The organism is Stomatohabitans albus (assembly GCF_036336025.1).
Classification (GTDB): Bacteria; Actinomycetota; Nitriliruptoria; order Euzebyales; family Euzebyaceae; genus Stomatohabitans; species Stomatohabitans albus.
On the sequence record NZ_JAYKKE010000002.1, the window covers coordinates 368,128 to 392,838 of the forward strand.

General features: G+C 52.7%; 23 protein-coding genes and 1 pseudogene. 14 read left to right on the forward strand and 10 right to left on the reverse strand.

The window, feature by feature from the left end; genetic code table 11:
- Positions 1–25: 25 nt before the first annotated feature.
- The 4 genes from dhaL to cbiB form a co-directional block, all read right to left on the reverse strand.
- Positions 26–1,735, reverse strand: coding sequence for a dihydroxyacetone kinase subunit DhaL (gene dhaL / locus VCU37_RS06710; protein WP_336249862.1), 1,710 nt, complete (start codon positions 1,733–1,735; stop codon positions 26–28).
- A gap of 93 nt (positions 1,736–1,828) precedes the next feature.
- Positions 1,829–2,380, reverse strand: coding sequence for a bifunctional adenosylcobinamide kinase/adenosylcobinamide-phosphate guanylyltransferase (locus VCU37_RS06715; protein WP_336249863.1), 552 nt, complete (start codon positions 2,378–2,380; stop codon positions 1,829–1,831).
- A gap of 25 nt (positions 2,381–2,405) precedes the next feature.
- The gene (locus tag VCU37_RS06720) at positions 2,406–3,395 is read right to left on the reverse strand and encodes an aminotransferase class I/II-fold pyridoxal phosphate-dependent enzyme (RefSeq protein WP_336249864.1); all 990 of its coding nucleotides are present in this window, start codon (positions 3,393–3,395) and stop codon (positions 2,406–2,408) included.
- The gene (gene cbiB / locus VCU37_RS06725; protein WP_336249865.1) at positions 3,386–4,288 is read right to left on the reverse strand and encodes an adenosylcobinamide-phosphate synthase CbiB; all 903 of its coding nucleotides are present in this window, start codon (positions 4,286–4,288) and stop codon (positions 3,386–3,388) included. The genes VCU37_RS06720 and cbiB overlap by 10 nt, the downstream gene beginning before the upstream one ends.
- A 64-nt stretch (positions 4,289–4,352) precedes the next feature.
- Between cbiB and cobO the strand changes: the two genes are divergently transcribed.
- The 6 genes from cobO to VCU37_RS06755 all read left to right on the forward strand — a co-directional run bounded on the left by cobO (position 4,353) and on the right by VCU37_RS06755 (position 12,518).
- Positions 4,353–4,937 carry a cob(I)yrinic acid a,c-diamide adenosyltransferase gene (gene cobO, locus VCU37_RS06730; RefSeq protein ID WP_418896448.1) on the forward strand — a complete coding sequence of 195 codons (585 nt, stop codon included), beginning with the start codon at positions 4,353–4,355 and terminating at the stop codon, positions 4,935–4,937.
- Between the two features lie 129 nt (positions 4,938–5,066).
- Complete coding sequence (locus VCU37_RS06735) at positions 5,067–6,407, forward strand: GGDEF domain-containing protein (protein WP_336249867.1); 1,341 nt, start codon at positions 5,067–5,069, stop codon at positions 6,405–6,407.
- Positions 6,407–7,540, forward strand: coding sequence for a diguanylate cyclase domain-containing protein (locus VCU37_RS06740; protein WP_336249868.1), 1,134 nt, complete (start codon positions 6,407–6,409; stop codon positions 7,538–7,540). The genes VCU37_RS06735 and VCU37_RS06740 overlap by 1 nt, the downstream gene beginning before the upstream one ends.
- A gap of 33 nt (positions 7,541–7,573) precedes the next feature.
- Complete coding sequence (uvrA, locus tag VCU37_RS06745) at positions 7,574–10,459, forward strand: excinuclease ABC subunit UvrA (RefSeq protein ID WP_336249869.1); 2,886 nt, start codon at positions 7,574–7,576, stop codon at positions 10,457–10,459.
- Between the two features lie 9 nt (positions 10,460–10,468).
- Positions 10,469–11,503, forward strand: coding sequence for an L-glyceraldehyde 3-phosphate reductase (gene mgrA, locus VCU37_RS06750; RefSeq protein ID WP_336249870.1), 1,035 nt, complete (start codon positions 10,469–10,471; stop codon positions 11,501–11,503).
- A gap of 187 nt (positions 11,504–11,690) precedes the next feature.
- Positions 11,691–12,518, forward strand: coding sequence for an RCC1 domain-containing protein (locus VCU37_RS06755; protein ID WP_336249871.1), 828 nt, complete (start codon positions 11,691–11,693; stop codon positions 12,516–12,518).
- Between the two features lie 22 nt (positions 12,519–12,540).
- Here VCU37_RS06755 and VCU37_RS06760 read toward each other — a convergent pair whose 3' ends face one another.
- Both VCU37_RS06760 and VCU37_RS06765 read right to left on the reverse strand, forming a co-directional pair.
- On the reverse strand, positions 12,541–14,622 hold the full coding sequence (locus VCU37_RS06760; protein WP_418896468.1) for a copper-translocating P-type ATPase: 2,082 nt from the start codon (positions 14,620–14,622) through the stop codon (positions 12,541–12,543).
- A 111-nt stretch (positions 14,623–14,733) separates the two neighbouring features.
- Entirely contained in the window at positions 14,734–15,153 is a 420-nt protein-coding gene (locus VCU37_RS06765; protein WP_418896469.1) for a DoxX family protein, read from the reverse strand.
- Positions 15,154–15,478: 325 nt separating this feature from the next.
- On the opposite strand from VCU37_RS06765, the gene VCU37_RS06770 reads away from it, so the two are divergent.
- Positions 15,479–15,931, forward strand: coding sequence for a thiol-disulfide oxidoreductase DCC family protein (locus tag VCU37_RS06770; protein ID WP_336249872.1), 453 nt, complete (start codon positions 15,479–15,481; stop codon positions 15,929–15,931).
- Between the two features lie 51 nt (positions 15,932–15,982).
- Here the strand turns inward: VCU37_RS06770 and VCU37_RS06775 are convergent, their stop codons facing one another.
- Complete coding sequence (locus VCU37_RS06775; RefSeq protein WP_336249873.1) at positions 15,983–17,128, reverse strand: FAD-dependent oxidoreductase; 1,146 nt, start codon at positions 17,126–17,128, stop codon at positions 15,983–15,985.
- 362 nt (positions 17,129–17,490) lie between these two features.
- Between VCU37_RS06775 and VCU37_RS06780 the strand changes: the two genes are divergently transcribed.
- From VCU37_RS06780 to VCU37_RS06800, 5 genes and pseudogenes are all read left to right on the forward strand, one after another.
- Positions 17,491–19,395 carry an ABC transporter ATP-binding protein gene (locus tag VCU37_RS06780; protein WP_336249874.1) on the forward strand — a complete coding sequence of 635 codons (1,905 nt, stop codon included), beginning with the start codon at positions 17,491–17,493 and terminating at the stop codon, positions 19,393–19,395.
- Between the two features lie 18 nt (positions 19,396–19,413).
- The gene (locus tag VCU37_RS06785; RefSeq protein ID WP_336249875.1) at positions 19,414–19,776 is read left to right on the forward strand and encodes an arsenate reductase family protein; all 363 of its coding nucleotides are present in this window, start codon (positions 19,414–19,416) and stop codon (positions 19,774–19,776) included.
- A 115-nt stretch (positions 19,777–19,891) separates the two neighbouring features.
- Positions 19,892–20,170, forward strand: a pseudogene (locus VCU37_RS06790) (HU family DNA-binding protein); the annotation flags it as partial.
- 130 nt (positions 20,171–20,300) lie between these two features.
- Positions 20,301–21,014, forward strand: a complete 714-nt coding sequence (locus VCU37_RS06795) for a hypothetical protein (RefSeq protein WP_336249877.1) — start codon at positions 20,301–20,303, stop codon at positions 21,012–21,014.
- Positions 21,015–21,023: 9 nt separating this feature from the next.
- Positions 21,024–22,001 carry an ROK family protein gene (locus VCU37_RS06800; RefSeq protein ID WP_336249878.1) on the forward strand — a complete coding sequence of 326 codons (978 nt, stop codon included), beginning with the start codon at positions 21,024–21,026 and terminating at the stop codon, positions 21,999–22,001.
- 15 nt (positions 22,002–22,016) lie between these two features.
- Here the strand turns inward: VCU37_RS06800 and VCU37_RS06805 are convergent, their stop codons facing one another.
- Genes VCU37_RS06805 through VCU37_RS06815 form a run of 3 tightly spaced genes read right to left on the reverse strand, consistent with a single transcriptional unit; the run spans position 22,017 to position 24,116 of the window.
- Positions 22,017–22,478 (reverse strand): hypothetical protein, encoded by a 462-nt coding sequence (locus VCU37_RS06805; protein ID WP_336249879.1) that lies wholly within the window; start codon positions 22,476–22,478, stop codon positions 22,017–22,019.
- Positions 22,479–22,484: 6 nt separating this feature from the next.
- Positions 22,485–23,051 carry a hypothetical protein gene (locus VCU37_RS06810; protein ID WP_336249880.1) on the reverse strand — a complete coding sequence of 189 codons (567 nt, stop codon included), beginning with the start codon at positions 23,049–23,051 and terminating at the stop codon, positions 22,485–22,487.
- Positions 23,052–23,060: 9 nt separating this feature from the next.
- A complete protein-coding gene (locus tag VCU37_RS06815; RefSeq protein WP_336249881.1) occupies positions 23,061–24,116 on the reverse strand; it encodes a serine/threonine-protein kinase in 1,056 nt (351 codons plus the stop codon).
- Between the two features lie 52 nt (positions 24,117–24,168).
- Here VCU37_RS06815 and VCU37_RS06820 point away from each other — a divergent pair, with 52 nt between their 5' ends.
- Positions 24,169–24,447: a hypothetical protein gene (locus VCU37_RS06820; protein ID WP_336249882.1), complete on the forward strand. Its 279-nt coding sequence runs from the start codon at positions 24,169–24,171 to the stop codon at positions 24,445–24,447.
- Positions 24,440–24,694 (forward strand): DUF3039 domain-containing protein, encoded by a 255-nt coding sequence (locus VCU37_RS06825; RefSeq protein WP_336249883.1) that lies wholly within the window; start codon positions 24,440–24,442, stop codon positions 24,692–24,694. The genes VCU37_RS06820 and VCU37_RS06825 overlap by 8 nt, the downstream gene beginning before the upstream one ends.
- The last annotated feature ends 17 nt before the right edge of the window (positions 24,695–24,711 follow it).

A 24,711-nucleotide genomic window follows, 5' to 3' on the forward strand; every position in this document is an offset into this window, starting at 1 on the left:
CCCTACATTGGGTTCAATCGATTAGTCAGTCGGTGCTGATAGATGCAATGGCGGTCAGTGCAAGTGCCATTGATGTTGCCCCAGGGTCAGCATGCCCAAGTGACCGTTCAGCTAACGGACGGGCTCGACCGCGTTTTGGTCGCAACGCAACCGTTGACTCAGCGGCTTGGGTTGCGATGGTTGCCGCGTCTGTCCACGCGGTCACTAACCCCTTATCGGGTAGGGCTGCTGTGAGGGCATCGACAAAGGGGGAGAGGGCGTCCAACATGGTTTTATCACCGAGTGAAGCGCCACCACGATACTGAATCGCGTCACGCATAGCACGTATTGCAGTCACCGCGAGAGAAGGATCGAATGAATCAGCTTGATCATCAAAGACCTGGCCAAAGGCGGTGAGACCCGCACCCCACAGCGCGCCTGATGTTCCCCCCGCACGACTTCCAAAGGCGTCACCGGCAGCCGCCATCACTCCACCGATGCCGGCTCCATGATCACGAGCCGCTTGGGCAGCTTCTAGGGCAAAGGTAGAACCTTTAACCATGCCTCTTCCATGGTCTCCATCACCAGCGACCGTATCAAGGTCCGCAAGTTCACGTTCATGGGCACGCATGGTGCGCGCAATAGCATCGAGCGCCTCAACTGCCTTATTCGCGAGTTCTTGGGCGGCTGTTGACCCTTTACTTACCGCCGATGATGCGGTGTGAGTGGCTTGAACTTCACGACGGTTTCCAGCAAGATCGATACCACCTTTGCGATAGGCAGGTGTATTGGCCGGAGCACGCCAAAACTGTTCAAGTTCATCGTCGAGCCATGCGATCGTGAGGCTCAATCCAGCCATATCGAGGCTCGTTACTAATTCACCAACATCCGGGTCAACAATCGTGTATCCCGCATCACGCAGACGCTTGGCAACTTGGCCCCATACCACAAAAAGCTCTTCGTACTTTGTAGCACCCAACCCGTTAAGAATGACCGCGATACGGCCCGAGTGGGTCGTTGGAGCCTCCGCAAGACAGCGATCAACAAGGAGGTCTGCCACTTCACGGGCACTTGGCAGAGGTTCTTCACTAATCCCCGGCTCACCATGGATGCCAAGACCGACGCCCATTTTGCCGTCGGGTACGTGGAAGAGTGCATCAGGAGCCCCAGGCAAGGTACACCCATCCAGCCCTAAACCCATTGAGCGAGTAACCGTGTTGGCTTTAGCAGCAACCCTGACTACCTCATCAAGGTTGTACCCTGCTTCGGCAGCTGCGCTTGCACATTTAAAAACTATGCAATCACCTGCGATACCGCGACGTTGCTCAATCGCGTCTGGGCCAGCGCTGGCTACATCATCAGTGATATACAGTGTTTCAGCAGCAATACCCTCACTTCTCAGCCGGTCACGAGCCTCATCAAAGTTCAACACATCCCCGGCGTAATTGCCTGCCATGATGAGTACGCCACCACCAACATGAGCTGCGCTCGCAACTGAGTAACATTCTGTAGCTGAAGGACTTGTAAATACATTGCCTACAACGGCACCATCAGCATAGCCAGGACCAACCACCCCACAAAAAGCTGGGTAGTGGCCGCTGCCTCCGCCCACAATGACCGCCACTTTGCCTGCTGCAGGTGCTTGGGCACGGATACAGCCACCAGGGACACCGACAACCCATGGGCTAAAGGCGTCAAGGAAGCCAACAAGCATGTCATCGCTGAATGTTGCGGGATCATTAAATAACTTAGTCATATCGCTCCTTTCACATGGTCGTTAAATTGAACCATGTGATTGGATACGTAAGCGAAGCTGACCAGGTGAAAACTAGAAAAAACGGGCGGGGCTTCACCCTTGCGCGATGACGCGGCCGGCATGTACCCACGTAACGAGATCAGGATGCAAGGCTTGGGTGATACGACCATGTAAATCCACGAGTCGACGCGTCTCTGTACCCAACGGCACAAGACCCATACCAGGGACACCAGCAATAACAACAGTAGGTGCGATACGTTCTTTTGCGAGCTCACCAAATCGGCTTGCTTCGTCAATGAGCGATCGACTTCTCGCTATTTCATCCGTCGGATCAGCCTGATCCAACCCTAATTCATAGGCACGCTGACTTAACCAGGTATCAACTGCGTCTACAAGCACGGGAACATCAGGATCAATCTGATCAAATACGTGGGTGATATCAAACGTTTCTACGGTCAGCCAACGTTCATGACGTGCTTCTTGGTGCGCTTGGATACGTTGTTTCATACCGTCATCGAATGCGATACATGGGCAAATAATGACTGGTCGCAACCATTCTTCTGTGGCTGCTAAAACGGTCTTCTCAGCCCAAGCGGACTTTCCACTTGACTGGCCACCTACCACAAGGTGTAAGCGTACAGTCATTGCAGTTCCTGTCTTGTTACTGGAGTTAAGGTAAATCGTTGAAGATCGTCAAAACCGTATCCAAATCGTCTGGATGCGGTACGCCAATACGCCACCAGCCAGGCATACCTTGGCTGGTCAAATCTCGAACCTGGACCCCAAACGCCGACCGTAAGGTCTGCGAAGAGGTTGGAGTTTTGGGCTTTGTAAGAATCCAAGGGGTGTGTCCTTTGTGCGTTGGCCAGCCCTTCTGGGAAAGGACGGTAGCCAGCCGCTCGCCCATTCGCTGTAACGTGATATTACACTCTGTTACCCAGCTATCCGCTTCAGATGAAGCCTGTTCACGTAGGAACTGTTCTCCAGGTGTTGAACAAATCCAGGACATTTGGAGCGCTCGCAATTGTTCAGCAATTATTTTGGGTGCTCGTAACCAGCCCGCACGTAGTCCGGTGCAGCCATGAGCCTTATTTGGTGCGAATAGCAAGATTGACTGTTCGCTAAACGGCTTAAGGTGTATGACTGACGGTGCACACAATGGGGCATAGGCCATATCCCATACAATCCAGGTATCACGGTGATCAGCATCATCCTGGAGTTGTTCGCACCAATCGTTATCGCGCCATAGCCCATCGGGGCTTCCCGGCTGGGTGATAAATGCCACCCCCTTGGGGATGAGGGTGTATTCACCATCCTGGGGATGGCCAGGAAAGGGTGTTGTACTGCGATGAAAAAGGTCAGCAGCGCCGCCATATTCACCGAATCCAGGAACCGGGTATTGGACTGGTCCCGAACGAGCAAGTACGACCCGATAAATCAACTCTGTAGCACCAGCCCCGACCACGATTTCATCAAATGAAAATCCAGTGTGATGTGCGATAGCGTGACGGGTAGCAGCATATGACGGATCAGGATACGCACTGATTGGGGCCTGCATCGCCCTCATTGCAAACGGGGATGGACCGAGTGGGTTCGCATTAGTTGACAAATCAAAACGAACTGGAGGACCAGCGTCCGTACCCCCATGTATCACCGGCATGCGCGTGACCGCCAATAGGCTAAGGCGCCAGTAACGACTCCAATCATTGCACCACCAAGTTGCACCCGTTTAACCGCTTTTCTGATATCACCTTGAGCGGGCTCATGCCCAGAAGCATTGAGCGTATATACCCCAACTTTTTCAAGTCTGGTATCCAAGTAGTGCGCCATCACAGCCATTGGCCACCCGGCATTTGGAGACGGTGTTGCCGAGATATCCGGGCGTGCCTTGGCGATCAATCGCCACCCTTGGGCAAGGATAAGACCCGTCAATCGGGCTGGTATCACATTGGCCAGATCATCCATCCTTGCCGCCACCTTTCCTAGATATTCCCAACGCGAATCTCGATACCCAAAGCGTGCATCCGCAGTATTTATCCACCGATAGGCACTAGCTGCTGGTATCCCACCGATAGCCCACCAAAAGAGGGGAGCGGTGACGCTGTCAGAAAGGTTTTCAGCCAAACTTTCAATTGCGGCACCACGAACTTGGGCAGGCGTTAAGGCTGACGTATCTCGACTCACTAACATCGCAACCCGATCACGTCCGGCTTGCACATCGTCATCGAGGGCTTCTTCGACCGCCGATACTTCATCGACTAGCATCTTATGACTAAAGAGGGTCCACAATGCTATGGCTTGGACGGCACGAGGCGCTTTGGCAACCATGTATCCGGCTGTCGTACAGACGCTCAACCCCGCTATCCAACCCAGCCCTCCACGAAGAACTGGTAATGGAAGCGGTTCATCAGGACGCATGATGAAGCGCTCCACCTGGTCGGCGACCCATCCGATTGCAACAACAGGATGAACCGAAACAGGTGGTTCACCAATAATTTGGTCTAAGGTGATAGCGCCAAGTAAAACAGGCAACGGTGATGGTGGAGTTCCCATGGAGCTTAACCTATCTTCATACCAGAAGTGTTCGCCACTTATGCTGCCAGACAGAGGAGTTCTTATGAGTCGCCAACCCCAACCAAAAACTGAGAAACGATATCCACCACGAGCAACCCCACTCATTCTCGTAAATACTGGCACCGCAAAAGGAAAATCATCATCAAGTTTTGGAGTCCTATTACGTGCATGGGGACAGGGGTATCGGTGTGGTGTTTACCAGTTTTTGAAAAGTGGAAAATGGCCGCTAGGTGAGCGCAAAGCGGCAGAGCTCCTCAACGATGCTGAGCAAGGAGGCACCATCGACTGGTTCTCTTGTGGCGATGGATGGACTTGGACCAGTCGTGACATTACTGAAACCGAAGATCTTGCACGTGAGGGCTGGGAAGAAGTTAAACGTCGTATTGCTGATGAATCATACGAGTTTTTATTGCTCGATGAATTCACCTACCCGCTTCATTATGGCTGGGTTGACATGGATGAGGTTGTCGATGTATTTACGCATCGCCCTGGTTTTCAACACATCTTTATTACCGGACGTTACGCCCCTGACCGCTTGATTGAACTTGCTGATTTGGTGACTGAAATGCACCCGATCAAGCACCCATTGGAACGGGGCATAAAGGCCCAACCCGGTATCGAATGGTAAGTCCGTTCTCCAAGTGCCATGCACTGATCGGCGGCATTCTTTCGTCACATTTATTCAAATCCTTAAAGTGCCCGTCATGGGTGTCCGTACATATCGCCTGAACGGCATTATTTTGTTTCAAGGACACCCATGGCGACCACGCCTTCTACGCTTCGGATTCCAGTTACACTCGGTGCAGTGTTAGTCGTCCTTGCGGCTAGCAGCGTACTCCCTTGGGTTAGTAGCACGGCTATTCAGTACAGCCTGCTCACAATTATGTTTCTTTCCCTGGCCTATCGAGTGATAGTTGGCCCTGCTCGATTGGTCTATGGTGCTGCTTTTATAGCACTATCCATATTCTTCTTTTGGCAGATCTTTGCCTATACACTATTCCCACAATATAAGTTTATTATATCTAGCATTTCACCCATACTTGCCTATGGATTTACCATTTTTTGTGTAGAAATTGTCCAACACTTTCGCTGGAGAACAACACTATTTAATACTACATCAACAGCAATTTTGTTAGCCGCTCTTCTTTTTGTTCAACTTTGGGAAGGAGAATCCTTCAGAGCAACATTTATGTTCGCTGCAATGAACTATTTATTAGTAATATGGCTATTTGGAAAAGCACTTGAAATAAGACCTTGGTCAAAGAAGACACCACCAGGCATTCGAATGCTTGATACAGGGTTCATCTTTCTAACTGCAAGTACAGGTATTTATATCCTTGCACATGTCGCTCCAAACCATCCCATCTATATATGGTCAACCACCTATGGAATTGCAGATGTACTGGTTAATATCGCACTCGTCTGTATTGCGTTGACGGCTATTAGTGGATGTTCCTTAACGCTGCCACGTGATACTGTTGTTCGTTATGGTTTTGGGCAAGATATCACACTTGCCTTTGTACCGCTACTTCTTGGTATATCAGGTACATCATCTATCTCAGTCGTATCACAAGTCATTTTAGGAACAGCGGCACTCATTAGTACAGTCATGTTACTGGTTGAAATAGACAACTTACAGCATCGTCTTCATGTAACAAATAAGCGAGTGAAAAGCATTGCGATCACTGATCGTGTAACTGGCTTACCTAATCGTTATGCCTTACCAACCTTCGCCGATAATACGATCGTTAATGCTACTATTATCGATGTTATTGGCTTACGACTTGTCAATACAACGTATGGCTACGAAGTGGGTGATAATGTACTCAAAGAATTTGCCCAGCGTCTAATCGCCCGTGTTGAAGACCGCGGAATAGTACTTCGTAGTAGTGGAAATGAGTTTATCGTTCTATGGACTCGCAAAGTGCTTGATATTGAGAGCCGCTTACGATCAACTATTGCTATTCCTTATGAAATAGAAGATGAACGTATTTATCTGAGTCTTGAATGTGGGTTTTCAGATGCTGCGAATCAACCACTATCTGTACTTGTAAATGAAGCCTATCGGGCTAAAGAACGAGAACGGCAGGCATTGTAATGCCCATTCGACTTCTTCTTGTACAAAGCGCTATCTGTTTATTCTGGATTTTCTTTTTAGCCAGCGGTATCAATCCCATCAATCTTCCCCTCCTCATTGCCTTTGGTATGTGGCCGATCGTGGGGCTAATCAGTGATGCAAAGGTGCCAATACGAGACATTATTCCTATTCTTACGCTCCTTATTGTGGGGTATGCTGCCTGGCTTACTGGCTGGCAGCCAGAGAGTATTACGTTCACAGGTATTTCAACCATTATTTTTTTGCTTGCATGGATTGAAGGGACACGAAAGAACACCGAAACACAAGTAGGCGCGTTCTGTCTCGGACTTGTGCTCTATTCTCCACTCGCCATCATCACCATTTCAGCCATCTTTGGTGTCTTTTCTATTTGGCCGGCGGCTATGGGGTTAACGGTGCTTGGCGGCGCACTCATTTATGCCCTCCGAGATGGGTGGTCAGTCACAGCAGCAATAACCGGTGTGACGATTTTAAGAATAAACGGATTGGCGATGTTATTGCTCCCCGTGGCCTTTATCACGGATCCCACGTCAATCTATGGTGTCCACATACAGATTTTGGGTATTGGTGGGGCAGCCTCTTTAATCGTGATGACACGCCAACAACTGTTGTTCCGACGAAAATTGATTGCAGCAACATACGAACTCTCCACCTACATGCAGCGCGATCAACTCACGGGACTCTTTACGTGGGTGGGGTTGGTTGATCGTCTGAATGAATTGAAACGAGAGACTTGGTTTGTCATTTGTGTTGATATCAACGGTTTCAACGCAATCAATGTTGCACACGGGTTTGAAGTAGGTGACAACCTCCTTCGCCATATCGGTTCTGAACTACCTGGGCAATGGCCTCAAGCACTCCATGCACGGGTAGGTGGTGATTATTTTGTCTCCGTATTCCCAACGAATGATGGCGTTGATGCGCGCACGTACACCCAGGCGTTTGAAGCGATGGCATCAGCCTTTAACCCGGACATTACGGTTCGTGCAACCGCCGGACGTTCCTTGCCAGGGACGCAAGATGTAATCGAAGAACTCTTAGCTCAAAGCGATCTTGATATGGCTAAACGCCGGCTGGATATTCGAAAAGCGCCTCGCTTACGCACAACCTCATAAGCGTACACATGTTCGGACAATTATGATGGTCGTATGCTTGATCACTCAACGCCAATACCCGATTCATCTACCCGCACAATTACGGTACAAGGGGCGCGTGAACACAACTTACAAAATGTTGATTTGACCATTCCACGTGATGCCTTGGTCGTGTTTAGTGGGTTGAGTGGATCAGGCAAGTCGAGTCTGGCGTTTGACACGATTTATGCGGAGGGCCAACGTCGGTATGTTGAATCATTAAGCGCGTATGCTCGCCAATTCCTTGGCCAGATGGATAAACCTGATGTGGACTTTATTGAGGGGCTCAGTCCGGCGATCAGTATTGACCAAAAAACAACGAGTAAAAATCCACGCTCAACGGTTGGCACGATTACCGAAGTGTATGACTACCTTCGTTTGCTCTACGCCCGTATCGGCAAACCACATTGCCCTGAATGTAACCGCCCTATTACACAACAAAGTGCCCAAGAAATTGCTGACCAACTCTTGGCCTTTCCAGAGGGCACCAGATACCTGATTATGGCTCCTGTTGTGCGTGGTAAAAAAGGCAACCACCAAACGCTGATGGCCGATCTTTCAAGCAAGGGGTACGCCCGTGCTCGGGTTGATGGCGAGATTATTTCCTTAGCCGAACCGCCAGAGCTTGCTCGCTATGAACAGCACACGATTGAAGTTGTTTTGGACCGTCTTGTGGCTAAAGCGGGCATTGATCGCCGTGTCACCGATAGCGTTGAACAAGCCCTTGCCCTTGGTGATGGGCTCATTGCGGTTCAAACGGTGCCGCGTGACGATGATACGCCTGAGTCGTTTCTCTTTAGTGAACACCTGGCTTGCCCCTATGACGGGCTGAGCTTTGACAAGTTAGCCCCACGTTCTTTTTCCTTTAATACTCCATATGGGGCGTGTGCTGATTGTGATGGGTTGGGGATACGCAAAGAAGTTGACCCTGAGCTCCTTATTGCTGGAGAAGACACCCCGCTGAATGAAGGCGCAATCATTCCCTTTGATACGGGCATGACGAAACGGTACTTCGCTCAGGTAATGGCTGCGTTGGCCAAAGAATTGGGGTTTGATCCGGCAACACCCTGGAGTGAACTTGACCCTGATGTCCAACAGATTCTGCTTTATGGCTACGAACCAACCTTGACCGTTGCCATGAAGAATCGGTTTGGGCGCAGACGCACCTATTCAGCCAATTTTGAGGGCGCTATTCCGTGGGTAACGCGCCAATATCAAGAAACCGACGTGGACTCACGGCGCGAACGCTTTGAAGCCTACTTCCGGGACGTGCCCTGCACGTCATGCCATGGCGCACGTTTAGCCCCGCTACCACTTCATGTGCGTATCAATGACCACTCAATTGCAGATGTTGCCGATATGCCTATCAACGAATCGGTAGCGTTCTTTCAACAGCTCGTATTGTCTGACCGAGAGCGGCAAATTGCCGAACCGATTCTAAAAGAAATTAATGATCGCCTGGCCTTTTTGGCTGATGTGGGGTTGACCTATCTCACCCTTAGCCGGTCGGCTGGAACCTTGGCCGGGGGAGAAGCTCAGCGTATTCGCCTGGCTACGCAAATTGGATCAGGCCTTGTGGGATGTCTCTATGTGCTGGACGAACCCAGTATTGGGCTACATCAACGAGATAATGAGCGCCTCATTGGGACGTTGCTCCGCTTACGTGATCTTGGCAACACCGTATTGGTGGTTGAACACGACCGCGCCACCTTAGAACACGCTGACCATATCGTTGAAATCGGGCCTGGGGCAGGTGAACACGGGGGCACGATTGTCCACAACGGGTCGTTCGCTGAGCTGATGGAAAACCCCGCGTCGATTACGGCCAAACATCTCCGTGAAGAGCTCAGTGTGGTCGTCCCTGAGCAACGGCGACCAGTCAAGAAGAAGCACGCGATTCGGGTCGTTGGTGCGGCTGAACATAACTTGCAATCCGTTGACGTTGATTTCCCGCTCGGTGTCTTTTGTGCCGTAACCGGTGTCAGTGGGTCGGGAAAATCCACGCTGGTCAACGATATTTTGAAAGCCGTCTTACTGCGTGAATTGAATGGCACCCGTATCGTGCCCGGAAAGTTCAAGCGAGTGACTGGCTTAGACCTTGTAGACAAAGTGGTTGGCATTGATCAAAGCCCCATTGGGCGAACCCCACGTTCCAATCCCGTTACCTACACGGGAGCCTTTGACCACATTCGCAAACTATTTGCGGCTACCACAGAGGCAAAGGTTCGTGGGTACCAACCTGGGCGCTTTAGTTTTAACGTCAAGGGTGGTCGGTGCGAACATTGCCGCGGAGATGGCACGATCACCATTGATATGCAGTTCTTACCTGATATTGCCGTCGTGTGCGAAGTGTGTGATGGGGCACGGTACAACCGTGAAACGCTATCAGTGCACTACAAAGGCAAAACAATTGCTGATGTCTTGCAGATGCCTATCGAAGAGGCCAACGCGTTTTTTGCGAACCAAACGACGATTGCAAACCATCTTCAAACCCTCGTCGATGTGGGGCTTGGGTATGTCCGCCTCGGGCAAAGTGCGACAACCTTGAGTGGGGGAGAGGCCCAACGGGTGAAATTAGCCAGTGAATTACGTAAACGTGCCACGGGTCAAACCGTGTACATCTTGGATGAACCAACCACTGGGTTACATATGGAAGATGTCCGCCGACTGCTTGAAGTCCTTCATCGACTCGTAGATAAAGGCAATACCGTAATCGTGATTGAACATGATCTTGACGTCATTAAAACGGCAGACTGGATTATTGACATGGGACCTGAAGGTGGCTCTGGTGGTGGCACCGTCGTAGCGACGGGAACACCTGAGACCATTGCCCGAACCGAAGGCTCTCACACCGGGCGGTTTTTACGGCCACTCTTACCCGCCCTCAGCAACGAAGGATAAGGAGCGACGATGACCTATCTTGCACATCCTGATCGGTATGAAACGATGCCATACCGCCAATGCGGCCAAAGCGGGCTGTATCTGCCCGCAATTAGCTTGGGGTTTTGGCACAACTTTGGCGAGAATCGCCCCGTTGAAACGATGCGAGCCATTATGCGGCGTGCCTTTGATCGCGGGGTAAACCATTTTGATCTCGCCAATAATTATGGCCCGCCCAATGGCGCGGCTGAAACGGCAGTCGGGGCAATCTTGCGTGAAGATTTTGCCGCCTATCGTGATGAGTTGCTTATCTCCTCCAAAGCGGGGTGGCGTATGTGGCCTGGACCGTACGGCTATGGCGGGTCACGGAAATATCTCATTGCCAGTTGTGATGCATCCTTAAAGCGCCTTGGCGTTGAATATGTGGATATCTTCTACCACCATCGCCCCGACCCCGATACCCCTCTCGAAGAGACCATCAGTGCCCTTGACCAGATTGTGCGCTCTGGCCGCGCCTTGTATGTCGGTATTTCAAGCTATAGCCCTGACCTCACTGAACGGGCGAGCACGATCGCCCAGCAAATGGGAACGCCTTTGGTCATTCATCAGCCATCCTATTCAATGTTAAATCGTTGGATTGAGGACGGCCTGACGGATACCACCACGGAGAATGGGATGGGCATCATTGCCTTCTCACCACTGGCCCAAGGGTTACTCACTAGCCGGTATCTGAACGGTATCCCTGCTGATAGCCGTTTGGCCTCAAACACGTCACTTCATGCTGACCATTTAAATGATGAAACGGTCGAGAAAATCAAAGCTTTAAATACCATTGCACATGAGCGTGGCCAATCCTTAGCACAGATGGCTATTGCCTGGACCTTACGCAAATCGGCAGTGACAAGTGCGCTCATTGGGGCATCAAGTGTGGCACAACTTGATGAGAATATTGATGCGATCAATGCGTTGGTGTTCACCGAAGAAGAACTTGAACGGATTGACGCATACGCCACTGAATCTGGTATCAACCTCTGGGCTGAGGCAACTGAATCCAAACATGCCTAAGGGCGTACCGACGGGCCGGAGTTGGTGACTTAATGAAGTACCCAAACCGGCCCTGATGAACCCATCGGACTCCATCTTCCCTTCACGTGCCACTATTACGTACAAGCGGTGCTAGGTTCAGGCCGTAAGCTACCCGCTTAAGTGAAGGGGGTTTGAAATCAATGGTCCGCTATCGGAGACGGTACGCATGGCTCCTCATGTAATTGCTGCAGGTCGTCGACACACGGTTGGGTTGCGCGCTGATGGCAGGGTGATTTCGGTTGGGGCGAATACCGCTGGGGAATGTCAGACATCACTATGGCGACATATTGTTGAGGTTGCAGCCGGACGTGTACACCTGGCTCGGAATACAGGAAAGTCACACACACTCGGTCTCCGTAGTGACGGCACTGTTCTCGCTTGCGGGTGGAATAGCCACGGGCAATGCAACGTACACGATTGGGACGATATCGTCGCTGTTGCTGCAGGTTGGCGATTCAGTGTGGGGTTACGCCACACCGGAACGGTCATCACAACCGACCCGGTCACCTACGACACGCTAGCTCAGTGGCAAGATGTCACTGCTATCACAGGTGGAGACTGGCACGTTGTGGCCCGCCTCGCTGACGGAACCGTCCGTGCCGCCGGTAATAATACTTATGGCCAGTGCGAGGTGAGCAATTGGAATGGGATTGAGTCGGTTGCTGCTGGCTATCTCCATACCATCGGGCTCAAAGGCAACGGAACCGTCCAGGTAACCGGCTATCCAGCGTTCTGGAATGGTTGTGCACGATGGACCGAAATCGTGGCTATCGCGGCTGGCAGCTACCACTGTGTTGGCCTTAGGGCAAACGGCACGGTTGTCACGGCTGGACGTGCTGAATTCGGGCAAGATGATGTGTCTGGTTGGACCAATATCGTGGCTATCGCTGCGGGTAGCGCCTCTACCGTTGGGTTGCGCGCTGATGGGTCCGTTGTGGTGGTCGGTGACAACAGTCATGGGCAATGCAATACCGCAGACTGGCGTCTTTTCTGATGGCGGTAGTCAGCATCCTTGGTTATGTGGACCGGCCAAGTATGCGCTCGGTGGTGTGCGCTGGGGTCAGATCAAGTTGGCGTAATAGCTGGGCGTTAAGTGCAACAACAACCGTGGAGATAGACATAAGAATTGCCCCAACGCTCATTGGCAATACAAAACCGAGGGGGGAGAGGATGCCTGCTGCAAGTGGAACAGATAGGAGGTTATAGCCAGCAGCCCACCATAAGTTTTCTTTCATCTTGCGGTAACTTGCTCTTGAAAGGGCGATGACGGAAAGTACCGAGCGCGGGTCAGAAGACGCTAGGATCACACCGGCTGAACTAATCGCAACATCAGTACCAGCGCCGATTGCAATCCCAACATCAGCCTGGGCAAGGGCGGGCGCATCGTTTACACCGTCGCCAACCATTGCCACCTTCCGGCCCTCGTGCTGAAGCTCTTTGACCTTGGTGGCCTTTTCCTCAGGACGCACCCCGGCAAAGACACGATCAATCCCAAGCTGTTCAGCAACCGTGTTGGCAACCGCCTGCGCGTCACCAGTAAGCATGACCACGTGTACACCCATCGTGTGCAAGGCATCAACGGCTTCACGTGATTCTGGCCGGATTGCATCGGCCAGCCGTAGGGCACCGATAACCGCACCATCAGCGAGGACATGCAGGATGATGGCACCTTCATCACGCCACGAGTCAGCGATGGGTAATTCGTCTTGCTGGTGGGCATCAAGCAGATGGGGCCCACCAACCTCAATGACACTGGTACCAACGGTCGCCTTGACCCCAATCGCCGGCGAGGAGGAGAATCCGCTGGCTTCTGGCACCACGAGTCCACGAGCCTTTGCCGCGTTCACAATGGCACTGGCCAATGGATGTTCGCTGTCCGTTTCCGCCGCAGCGGCCAAGGCCAATACATCATCATCAACGGTGGTATCGGTCCCCATGATTGCGGTGACGGCAGGCTCACCTTGGGTTAACGTGCCAGTTTTATCAAACAGCACCGTATCGACCGTGCGCATGGACTCCAGCGCAAGCCGGTCCTTGACGAGTACGCCACCGTTGGCAGCACGCTCAGTTGCGATAGAAACAACCAATGGAATCGCCAGGCCAAGGGCATGTGGGCAGGCAATGACCAGCACAGTGATGGTTCGGGCAACCGCCAGATCAGGCAGGCCGAGCGCACTCCACACGGTCGCAGTGATTACCGCGGCACCGAGGGCAAACCAGAACAACCACGCCGCAGCTCTATCCGCAATACGCTGCGCCCGCGAGGAGGAAGCCTGTGCGTCTGCGACCAGCTTCTGGATACCGGCTAAGGCAGTGTCCTCACCGGTGGCAGTGACCTCCACCCGTAGCCCCGAGTCGGTGGCGACGGTACCAGCAACCACCTGATCACCAATCTCACGGCGCACGGTTTTAGATTCGCCAGTGACCATCGACTCGTCCATGGCGGCTGATCCGGCGATGATATTCCCGTCTGCAGGCACTGAGGAACCCGGACGGACGAGCACAACATCACCAACAATGAGTTCGGCAGGGGGAAGCTTTATGATGCGCTCTCCGTCAAGTTTTTCGGCCTGGTCGGGGAGCAGTGCGGCTAGGGAATCTAGGGCCGATGTGGTTTGTGCTAAAGAACGCATCTCAATCCAGTGGCCCAGCAGCATGATGACCACGAGGAGCGCCAGCTCCCACCAGAAGGTGAGCGTACGGTCAAGCAAACCAAGGCTGGCCCCCCAGGAAGCAATGAAGGCAACAGTGATTGCCAAGGCAATGAGTAACATCATGCCCGGTGTCCGAGCGCGAAGCTCACTCAAACCACCATTCAGGAAGGGCCAGCCACCCCAGATGTAAATGACGGTACCTAGGACTGGTGGGATCCACCCGAACCACGCTGCCTCCGGAAGGTGATAGCCCAACAGCTGAGCGAACATCTCGCTGAATCCGACCACCGGGATGGCGAGGAGGAACATAATCCAAAACAGTCGCCGGAACTGCGCGAGATGGTCACCATGGCCTGCATGCCCACCATGCGCATCTCCCTGGTGGTTTGTGTGTCCGTGTGGTCCGGCTTCGCCAGCGCTGTGGTGCGTGTGCATCTCGTTCATGCGTGCAGTATTCCTCCTAGCCCTGTTCCCCGTTTATAAAGTGGTATCCCGTTCAAGAGAGATAGCTCCACCGTTGGTTGTCAATCACCTTGAACAATAGGCTATCGGCACTTAGTCTCTGGGCCGTTTGATGGGTATGCCACCCGCCCAGAGTGCGGCGGCGATAAGCCCAGGCTGGCCAAACAACCTTGCTAACCGCTTCCCATCGGTATCAAGTCCAAACGCCCCGTTCCGTTCGGCATACTGTGCAATATTTCCCGGAAAGATCGCGGCATAAAATGCAGCCAGTGCCACCCCGGTGAGCCGACGATGGGCAGGAAAAGCGGCCAAGGCCACCCCCAGACCGATTTCAGCTACCCCTGAGGCCACCACAACGGTGTCCTTGTCTACAGGAAGCCACGTTGGCACCTGGGCTTGGAACTCCTCACGCATAGAAGTGAGATGAGTAATCCCGGCGTAACTCATTAATGCGGCCAGCAGATACCGGGTCACGGTCTGGGATACTCGTGCCTTCGTTCGTTCCGGACGCATAAGCTCCCCAAGCGCCTTCATTAACCCATCACGTTCCAGCATCACTGCCTCTCCTTTCATGCTTGCTATTAGATGCTCAATCTAGCAAGCGCACTCTAGGGGCAGGCACACATTCATAAGAGCCAAGGATCAGAGGACAGTTTGTAAGCCTGGGCTATAACCCACCTACTTGCCAGCAGAAAGAATTGCTGAACGGGTTTTTTCCCCGTTGGTATTGGTTAATTGAGGAGGGAGGACCACAAACAGGGTGACTCAGTTTCTGCATTGTCCTATCCTTGCTCGAACTGTCAAACGCGAACCAATTCCTCTCACCTAGGTGCCTGATATGAACCATCCCACCGTTGACCTGGTATTCGACGGCCAGTGCGGCTTTTGCACCCGATCGGTCAATTGGATTAAGCGTCTCGATAGGCACGCACGCATCAATGTGCACCCAGCCCAGCGGCTCGGCGTTCGTGAACAATTTGGGCTCACTGAAGCAGATACCCAGAACGCTGCTTGGGCATTCAGCAATGGGCGTCGTACCGCTGGTGCTGCAGCAATCAACCTTGCACTTGACGCTGTACTCGGCATCCGTTTCTTCTCAGTTTTGCATCGAATCCCCGGTTTGCATTGGGCACAAGAACGCACCTACCGCTGGATCTCCGCACACCGCTACCTGCTCCGCGGCGTAACCCCGTGGTGCACCGCGCACCCTGAAGATTGCGAACTCGCAATAGAAGGAGCAACCTGCACACGCCCTATCGGTGGGGGAGATGCGCCGAGCTGTTCTGGTTAACTCCAAGCACCGGATAGAGCCGCCCAAAGGTGAAGTTCAGGCGGCATAGGATCAGTTCGTGCGGCGGCCGAGCCGGCGCAACGCGGTGCTTGCGGCACGGCGACCGGCTCTGGTCGCGCCAACGGTAGAGGCACTGGAACCATACCCGACGAGGAGGACACGGGGATCGGCGGGGACCTCCACCTCATTGCGGACCTGGATGCCTCCACCGGGTGCGCGTAGCTGGAGTGGGGCAAGGTGCCGCAGCTCCGAACGGAACCCGGTATTCCAGAAGATCACATCAACGGGCACGTCAGTTTCGTCCTGAAATGGTGCCCAACTCTCCGGTACCTTCAGTTCCGCCTCTCCGTCCGCTGGAGTGGCGGACATACCTGGAAAGTGCACACCGGTTGGGGTAATACGGTCGAACATGCCCCGGCTGACCAGCACCCCGGACTCCACGCCCTCAAGATAGTCAGGCAGCATCGGGATACCGGTTGCTGCCACAACACTCACAGGGCGAAGCCCCGCCTCAGTGCGTTTGCGCACGGCCCGTTCCACATCGAGACCCCACTCGATATTGAAGTCTCGGCTTGTAAACTCTGGTGGTCGGCGTGTCGCCCAAATCGTCTCGGTAACTGGGGCAAGTTGCAATAAGAACTGCACCGCTGAGAGCCCCCCGCCAACCACTACTGTCCGACGTCCCCGGAAATGCTCCACATCAACAAAGTCAGCCGTATGCAACTGTTCCCCATTGAAAGATGAATCGCCAGGTATGCGTGGTATGAAGGGACGGGTCCAAGTACCAGCCGCTGAAATAACCAGTCGTGCACGCACACTGTGTTCTTGTCCAGCATGGTCGTAGTACACGGTCAGCGGGCCATCATCACCGTCCTCAGAACGCACCGCGCTGACCGTGGCTGGTCGGAGGACTGAAAGGCCAAAATGCTGCTCATACCGGCCGTAGTAGTCCGAGACAACGCGGGAGGCAGGCTCATTCGGATCCGCCTCACCCAGTGGTAAACCGGGCAAGTCAGCAACTCGGTGTGCCCGTCCCAGGGTCAATGAATCCCAGCGGTGACGCCAGGCCCCGCCAGGACCGTCGTTCGCGTCAAGCACCAACAACTCGGACCCTACGCTTAGCCCACCAGAGACGAGTTGCCCCGCCGCGGCAAGGCCGGCCTGGCCAGCACCAATAACAACAACATCAATCGTCATGCGTCGACCACTTTTCTGGAGGTGATAGGGATCTGATGTAGACCTTGGTCAGTAACGGAATCGGTGATACACGTCTGGATCAGCTTCGGCTTCTCTCGTACCAAGATTCTCATGGAGAATCAGTCTACCTAGGCCCAGTTATTGCGAACGATTTACGGTTCTGCGTCACGATCCCGATCCAGCCTTCTAACCTACAGCCAATCGTTATAGGTTTAGCCATCGTGCCTGTCACGGATGTTGGCCGTACGTCACATGAGGCACACGGTAAACTGCAGGTCGAACCTCAGGGCGTGCTTTTCATTTGGCGGTAAGACCACAATTTCAAACATGCCCAGTGACGTAATCTTGAGCAGGAGGTCATCATGTCGATGATGGGTGTGGGCGCTGGCATGGGGATGGGCCGTATGCGCCCTGGCAGTCGGCTCATTCGCCAAGGTATGGACCCACGTGATAATCGCCCTGTCTCAATGGCCTTGTGGGGACGTGTTTGGAGAACCTTCGCAAAGCCTTATACCCGGTACCTCATTGCGCTGGTGTCCATCTTGGCAATTGGGAGTGTGCTTACGGTGATTCCACCGCGCATCATCGGCATGATTGTCGATACCCTTTCTGCCAATGGTGGTATAGATGCGACCGCAACGACGCGTATCACATGGCTTGCACTCAGCCTTGTGGGCATTAGCGTGCTGACTGCGGCGTTCAATATCGGCCAGCGGTATGTGAGCGCCTGCATCGGGGAAGGGCTTATCCGTGATCTACGCGTCACGCTTTTTCGGCATATTCAACAAATGCCCATTGCTTTTTTTACCGCCACCCAAACTGGTGCCCTCATCAGTCGGATTAATAGTGATGTCATCGGGGCCCAGAGTGCAGTAACGGGAACCTTTGGGACATTGGTGGCCAATATCGTTCAAGTGGTTGCCGCGATTGGGGTGATGCTGGCGCTCAATTGGAAGCTCACGATGATCGTGCTCGTGATGTTTCCGATCTTTATCGTGCTCGCCAAGATCGTGGGCCGACGTCTCGAGGGTTACACGCGCGATCAAATGGAACTCAATGCCACGATGCAAACGTTCATGACGGAACGTTTTGGTGCAAGTGGGGCATTGTTATCCAAACTCTTTGGCCACCCTGATGATGACGCAAACCAATTTGCGCAAAAAGCCGATCAAGCGCGTGATATTGGGATTAAGCAAGCCATCACTGGTCGTACCTTCTTCGTTGTCCTAACCCTGATGGGCGCTATTGGAACGGCATTGTCCTACCTCATCGGTGGCTATATGGCCATAGCAGGTGCCATGACACCAGGAGAAGTAGTGGCCTTCGGGGTATTAGTCACCCAGGCCTATATGCCATTGGCGGCACTCTCCAATGCCCCCATTGAGGTATTAACAGCGCTAGTGAGCTTTGATCGAGTATTTGACATCCTAGATTTGCCCATCCAATTGGAAGCCCCAACAGATCCTATTCCCTTACCCAATCCCCAAGGGCGTATTCAGTTTTCCAATGTTTCATTTGGATATCCACCAGAATCCAAGGAATCAACATTGGATTCTTGGGGAACCATTACCCTCAATCAGCCTGACCATCTCACCTTGCACAATATTTCCTTCACCGCAGAACCCGGTCAAACCGTTGCCCTTGTCGGCCCTTCCGGGGCGGGTAAATCGACGATCTTGAGCCTCGTTAATCGCCTATGGGATGTGACAAGCGGATCCGTCACCATTGACGGTATTGATGTTCGTAATCTCAGTTTTTCTACCCTCCGGCACACAGTTGGTGTCGTTAACCAGGACCCTCACCTCTTCCACGACACGGTTCGAGCAAATTTGTTGCTTGCAAATCCCACTGCCAGCGAAGCTGACCTGCGTACAGCATGCGAAATGGCGCACATCATGGATGTTATTGACGCCTTGCCCTACGGCTTTGACACGATTGTGGGTGAACGGGGCTATCGCCTGAGTGGCGGCGAAAAACAGCGACTTGCTATTGCCCGTGTGTTATTAGCCGACCCGGCCATTGTTGTGTTAGATGAAGCAACCAGCCATTTAGATTCAGCCAATGAAGCAGCCATTCAGCACGCCTTTACCTCAGCGTTAGCCGGACGTACATCGCTTGTGATTGCCCACCGACTCTCAACGGTAACGAGTGCAGACATCATTTTGGTTATTGATGAAGGTGAAATTATTGAAGCCGGATCAAGTGATCAATTACTGGCTGCGGATGGGTTGTACGCTCGCCTTTATCACACCCAATTTGACACCTAATCAGGACAACAACAGCCCATGGCAGAACTTCAACTTTTTATCCATCCCAAACACAAAGCCGCGAAGGCTGCGGAGCGTTTCTTTAAGGAACGCAACCTGAAATACCATGCGGTAGATGTCCGTAAAAAACCGCCTTCACCAGGTGAGCTACGTCGGTTTGTTCAGCGCTTTGGCCTTGATGCTGTGGTTGATAAACAGGCCAAGGCGTATGTTGAAGGGGGATGGCGTTATCTCCAAGCAGGGGAGGAGGATTGGATTGCTCGCCTATGTGCCGATCCAAGCGTCCTTCAACTCCCGTTAGTTCGGTACGGAAATACCCTTGCGGTGGGTAAAGATGAAGCTGCTTGGAAGGAAATTGCACAACGAATAAAGGCATCCTGACCATTTAGGCTGTCGCAGATCACCAAGATATGCGATAGCCTGACCAGAACAGCCCCGTTAAGGGCGGCTATACAAAACGTTGTAACAAGCGTTTTCCGATCTAAAGGAAGAACATCTTATGAACAAGAGTGAACTCATCGTCGCTGCTGCAGACTCCGCTGAAATGAGCAAGGCCGATATTGGCCGTGCTTTGGATGCGATTATTGGAACGATCCGTGACGCCGTTGCCAGCGGCGAAAAGGTTTCCATCACTGACTTTGGCAGCTTCGAACGTCGTTCTCGCGCCGCCCGAACCGGACGCAACCCCCAAACGGGTGAAGAACTGCCAGTGCCAGCCAGCAAGGCGCCTGCCTTTAAGCCGGCTAAAAAATTCAAGGACCAGGTAAACGTATAAACCTTGGTCTATGAGCGGCCGACCATATGGTCGGTCGTTTATTTTTACGTAGGAAAGGAACACTGTGGCAAAAACGTGCACATCCTGTGGGGCACGAAATACGCCTGAGGCTTCATTTTGCCTCCAGTGCATGGCTCCCTTTGAGCCGTTAGTCCTTCCTCAGCCCCCAATCCGCTTTCTTACATCATCAACGTCACCGCCAAGGGAACCTGCACTGAACGGTCGCGCTACTCCCTATTCCGAGGAGACTGCCAACCACAAGCCAGCCACGCCGCCATCAGCATTTGCCCCCACTCAAGCAGCAGATCATGCGGAGTACACCCAACGTGAACACGAGGCAACCATGCCAACAGCGGGTGTAGTAATTAATGATGACGGGCTTGGGATGGTTAACGGGCAGCCAGTGTGGGAGTGCCGCCAATGCGGGAATATTCAATCCCTTGACACCTTTTTATGTGAACGCTGTGGCAATCGCTTTGGAGATGAAAAACCAGACCCGATCGCCCTTGCTCAACTGACGAGAAATGAGTGGTATTTCCCTGGCTACGGCTTTTATCTGGCAGGACGGACGATTCATGCCATTACCCGCGTCCTTATTACAGCCGGTTGGCTAGGAATGGCTATCTTTGTCGCTCTCCAACGTCCACTCGTAGCCCTCCCGCTCTTCATCGGTATCGGGGTCATCTGGGTCACAAGCCCCAAAGATCTGGAGCGTACACTGCTTGGCCAAGAACCATTCTTGAACGCCAAGAACTTGCTACTACTCATTACTGGAACGCTGCTGGCATTTATCTTGGTTGGTGCAGCCGATTTCTATTTGGGAACAAGAGGGTTTGGCCAGTAAGCTCAAAACATGTCTTCTGAAACCCCCTATGCCATTGGTATCGACCTTGGCGGAACAAAACTCGCTTGTGGACTCATTGACCGTTCTGGCCGCGTCGAATACGCCGTTAAAAAGCCAACTCGAGGCGATCAAGTCTCTGTACTAAGTGACATTGCAAGTGCCATTAAAGAGGTCTGGACACATACCAACCAAACCGCACCGACACCAGTGGGTATTGGTGTACCAGGGTTGGTAACCCATGACGGGATTTTCCGGTATGGACCAAATATCAGTTTGCGTGACGTCAATATTGCCCAAGAGATTCGCCAACGAACTGGAGCAACGGACGTTCATGTTGAAAATGACGCCAATGTTGCCCTTTGGGCCGAATATTGCCTTGGAGCTGGACGTACCCATGACGCCCACGAGATCACGATGGTTAATTTAGGCACCGGTATCGGTGGTGCATTCATTGTGAATGGCAAACTTGTCCGAGGTGCTCGTGGATTTGCCGGTGAGCCAGGCCATATGGTGATCGCTGTTGATGGCGTTGCCGGTGTCGGCGGTCTTCGTGGCGAGATCGAAGCCTATGCGTCCGGTTGGGCAATGGGTCGACTGGCACGTGAACGTCGTGAACGCTTTGGGCTGCTGGACTCTGTGCTCCAAGATGCTGATCCGCTTGACGGCAAAGCGGTGACTATGGCGGCTAGTGACGGTGATGCCGGCGCGATTGCGATTGTGAATGAGGCTGCGAGGTGGCTAGGTATTCACCTTGCCGGACTCGTCAATGCCTTAGACCCAGAACTCATCATCTTGGGAGGTGGTGCGGCAAGCGCCCATGAATTGATGATTCCTGAAGCACAACGGGTAATGAACACATACACCCTTGGCTACCCCCTCTACCGTGAACCGGTACCGATTGTCCATGCAGAAATGGACAATAACGCTGGGATGATTGGAGCGGGCCTCCTCGGACTGGGCCACCACGCTGGCCGTCTCCCAGCCTAGTTCGTGCCCGTGTCTTTATTCAGAGCCTCGGGCATGTCGGCTCCGCCCCGAAGCAATCCAAACCCCGCCAATAATTAAGGCCAGCCCCCAAATAATCACCATCATGGTTGGATCCATCACACCACCCACCCCCACCGTCAATAGGCCTGGGATGAGTAGCATCGTCACCAAAAACGCGATGTCTTTAAATCGGGTGGTGATCAGTGGCTTGGGGTTTGGGTTGTCTTGATAAGCTGCAACGCCAGCACCCATGCGTTTGGGAACTGGCTTGGCGTCTCGTAAGGCAAGGACTTCTTCCATCCGGTTAGCCATAATCATGAAGGCACGATCTCGTTGATCAGGAACGACAAGAATCCTGATCTCATCAACGGAGGCCAATTCAGTTTGGCTATCAATACCAGCGCGCCGCAGTACCGTACGGACCGCAGTTGCGGTTGGTTCGTCTAAGGTGACTAATTCTTCGAGTGCGTCAGCCATTACGTTTCATCGCCCCTGTGTTCGAACACGTTGTAGTACATCATCACGAAATGCAACAAACTCATTGATACGTTCACCGGCGCCCATGAGCGTGATCGTTGATGGAATTAGATTAACGGACATCGTAGACGGTTCAATATCACCAAAGGAAACTGGCTCGATATGACCAGCAATCGTCGGATTCATAAGCATAACGCCTAACCCAACATCCATTTGACTACCATTTGGCTTGGCCACACTCATCAACTGAACACCGGTAATACTTGAGTAGGGATGTGACGCGATAGAAGTATCAAATGTTGTTTCGACATTGGCCCCATCCAGATCGTAGTGTTCTTCAGTCACCAAAACCGTATGAAGCTCGCGCTGTCCAAGTAACCAAAGCGCAATGTCATGATGGACGTGTCCAGCATCACAGGTGTCTTCAGCAATACTCATGAGCCATGCGTGATAATTATCATCGGCAATGACTCGGTGTAAATGATCAATGAGCCAGCCACGTAATTGCGCTTGGTGTTTAACTTCGAGATGGTTAGAAAGGGCAAAGTCCCAGGAAAGATCAGCTTGTCGCACGGATCCAGTCTAGCCGTTAAAGAAATCAACGATTGTTTCCCAACGGATATCCTGCCCGTACTGCCACCACACGACGGCTCCGATAACAACAAGGATCAGTAGTACCCAAACCAGTGAGAATCGCCGTTTGGGTTGATGAGTGGGAATAAACGCTGGCAACTGATCACGTCGCAGCATCATGGTGTGATTTGCTGCCTGGAGTTGACGTAATTGGATTGGTTCGTCATGCCCAGCAATGGCTTGAGCAATTGCGTCTGCTACCGCACGCATATCTGGGAACCGATCTTCAACGCGTAAGGCCGTCATTTTGGCTACCAAGTGATCGATTTCAGCACTAAGACCCGGCATCATCTGTGATGGGGCTGGTATCGCTTCACTTGCATGACGGGCCAAGATTTCAGCTGGTGTGGACGCTGGAAGTGGTTTTAACCCGGTCAGTAGCTCATAGGTCATCGCGCCCAGGGCGTACTGGTCACTCGCTGGGCTAGCTGATTCGCCGTTGATGACTTCGGGACTGAGATAGTGGACACTTCCGAGGAGGTCACTGTCTTCGGGGGCCACATCTGGGCGGGCAAGATCGGCGATACCAAAGTCAGCGAGCTTAGGTACACCTTCGAGGGTGATGAGCACATTTTCTGGTTTAACGTCCCGATGAATGATCCCAATCTCATGGGCTCGAGCAAGGGCAACGGCAAGGGGACGAACAATCGAACGAACGACTGAAGGGGTGAGTGGCCCAGCCACACTGAGCACATTACGCAAACTTGGTCCGTTAATCAGTTCCATGACGATCCACGCATACGGCTCATCACCTTGATCAAATACAGCAACCACATGGGCATCAACAAGTTTGGCTGCCATGGTTGCCTCACGTTGAAAACGCTCTCGGACATCTGGCTGGCTACTCAAATGTGGGTGGAGTGTTTTGACCGCCACCTCACGGTCCATCTGAGTATCTATAGCCTTAAAAATGGACCCCATGCCACCTGATGCTATGCGTTCGCCAAGCAGGTACCTCCCGCCAAGTAAGACCGGGTCAGCAGGGTGTTGAATAGGGAGGTTCATGAGATAAAGAATAGTTTCGGCATATTGGACCGTTCCAACCGATAATAAACCCGTGGTCACTATTCCCAAACCTAACCCCCGCATTGCAGGCCCGTTATGGAGCCTCTGGCTAGGTATCGCATTGGCGACGTTACTTGTGATGGTTGTTGTTGGCTTGCTGGCCGGCCTTACCTTTCGGGCTATGGCCGTTATCTTTGGATTAGGGGTGGTCGCGTGGCTCGCCGCATCACTCTGGCTTCTCGCATCTGATCGGCGTACCCAAGCCCGTGAACGGCAAGCATACGAACGTGTGTTGGAAGAGGCAGATACGGTAAGGTTGAGTAATGAGTGACACCTTAATTCATGAAGATACTGACACCAAACAGATCTCTACTGAAGATGGTGACCACGAACGATTTGCCCACTATGTCTTTGGAAAAGACGCGAAGGCAAAAGTTACCGAGGCCATGGTGTTAGGTACCCCCGTTAAAGCCTTGTGTGGCAAACAATGGGTGCCAAGTCGAGACGCATCAAAATATCCCGTCTGTCCAGACTGCGAGCGTATTAAGAATCGGTTGCAAGGCAAACGAGGAGATTAACCCGCACCTATCTTGTG